We start from the raw sequence: 1301 nt of genomic DNA, 5'->3' as shown, positions 1-1301 counted from the left end.
TTCAAATCGCATTACGGGCATAACCCTACGACATTTGCAGAACTGAACCGACTCTGCCCCTGTCACAATGATCCAATCGATATCCGTCGTTACGACAAATATTTTTCCAAACGGGAGTACAAATCAGGTAGTACGATTTCCTATGAATATTCGATGCGGATGGCAGTACGAGATATTCAACCGGTGCAAGCCGCTTATATTCGCGATTTCAATGGAACCCGTTCTACGGAACGAATAGCCGGGCATTTCAGCCAATTGAATCGCTTGGCGACTAGACGAGAGCTATGGAGAAGCGATACAGTTCTGATCGGCATTCCGATGTATCCCTGGTATCTCACTCCGTCGGACCACTCGTATTACGATGCCTGTCTGACTCTGAAGCCCGATGCCGAGTACCCGCCTGAGGCTAACGTTCGTACATTGGCAGGAGGCTTGCACGCTGTCATCCGGCTGGAGGAGCCGGAACTAATTGTGCGCGAGCTCATGGTGGCATGCTTGACCGGTTGGCTGCCCAAGAGCGGCTACGTGTTCGACAATCGTCCGACGATGATGATTACGTACAACAATCCTACAACAGATCCGAATGGCAAGTCGATTGTTGACTTCTGCTTGCCGATTCGCTCCATCGATTAACCAACCATTCGAACGAAGAAGGGAACAACCCATATGTTGAAAGCCAAGATGAAACAATATCGCCCCATCTTCATGTCCAGTGATCGTGAGAAAGCGTTGGAGTATTACGGCAAGCTAGGCTTTGTGTACAATTCGTTCACGGGCTTCCTGGAGCGCGATGCGCTTATGTTCACCATCCACCAAGTAGAGAATGGGAAAGCACCGATCACACCGAACCACCATATTGATGGCTGGTCCTGGGATATGTACGTCTGGGTGGACGATGCGGACGCGCTCTATCAGGAGTTTGTCGAGAACGGTGCGATCATTGAATACGCGCCCCAAGATCCCGTTGAATATTCGATGAGGGAGTTCGCGATTCGCGATCTCGACGGATACATCATTGCTTTCGCTTCTAGTAGGATCTAAAGCTGATGGATGTCAAACTGCGAATTCCTTCATCTCCTGCTTGGCCCAATATTCCATGAACCGTCCGTTCGAGCTAAGCAGCTCCCTAGGTGTTCCCTGTTCTCGAATCTCCCCGTCTTCCAGGAAGAACACGTAATCGACATCGCGTATAGTAGATAGTCTATGCGCGATGATAATCGTGGTACAATGGCTAGCCCATTGCTTGAGGTCGCTTTGGAACAAGGACTCGGTCTCGACATCCAAGGCGGAAGTAGGCTCGT

General features: G+C 50.2%; 2 protein-coding genes and 1 pseudogene. 2 read left to right on the top strand and 1 reads right to left on the bottom strand.

Annotation, left to right across the window (positions count from 1 at the left end; translation table 11 throughout):
* The coding region (locus tag AC1DWB_RS35450; protein WP_477545756.1) for an AraC family transcriptional regulator at window positions 1-633 on the top strand (633 nt) is incomplete at its 5' end.
* Window positions 634-666: 33 nt separating this feature from the next.
* Complete coding sequence (locus AC1DWB_RS35445) at window positions 667-1041, top strand: VOC family protein (protein ID WP_477545755.1); 375 nt, start codon at window positions 667-669, stop codon at window positions 1039-1041.
* 12 nt (window positions 1042-1053) lie between these two features.
* Here the strand turns inward: AC1DWB_RS35445 and AC1DWB_RS35440 are convergent.
* Window positions 1054-1301 (bottom strand): annotated as a pseudogene (locus AC1DWB_RS35440) (multidrug ABC transporter ATP-binding protein); the annotation flags it as partial.

Source organism: Paenibacillus sp. P4_E11, from assembly GCF_056401635.1.
Note: the sequence above shows the minus strand (reverse complement) of the source record. Positions and strands in the feature narration are given on the sequence as shown.

Coding starts and splice junctions, on each gene's coding strand:
- AC1DWB_RS35445 (WP_477545755.1), top strand. CDS start 667: ATGTTGAAAGCCAAGATGAAACAATATCGCCCCATCTTCATGTCCAGT.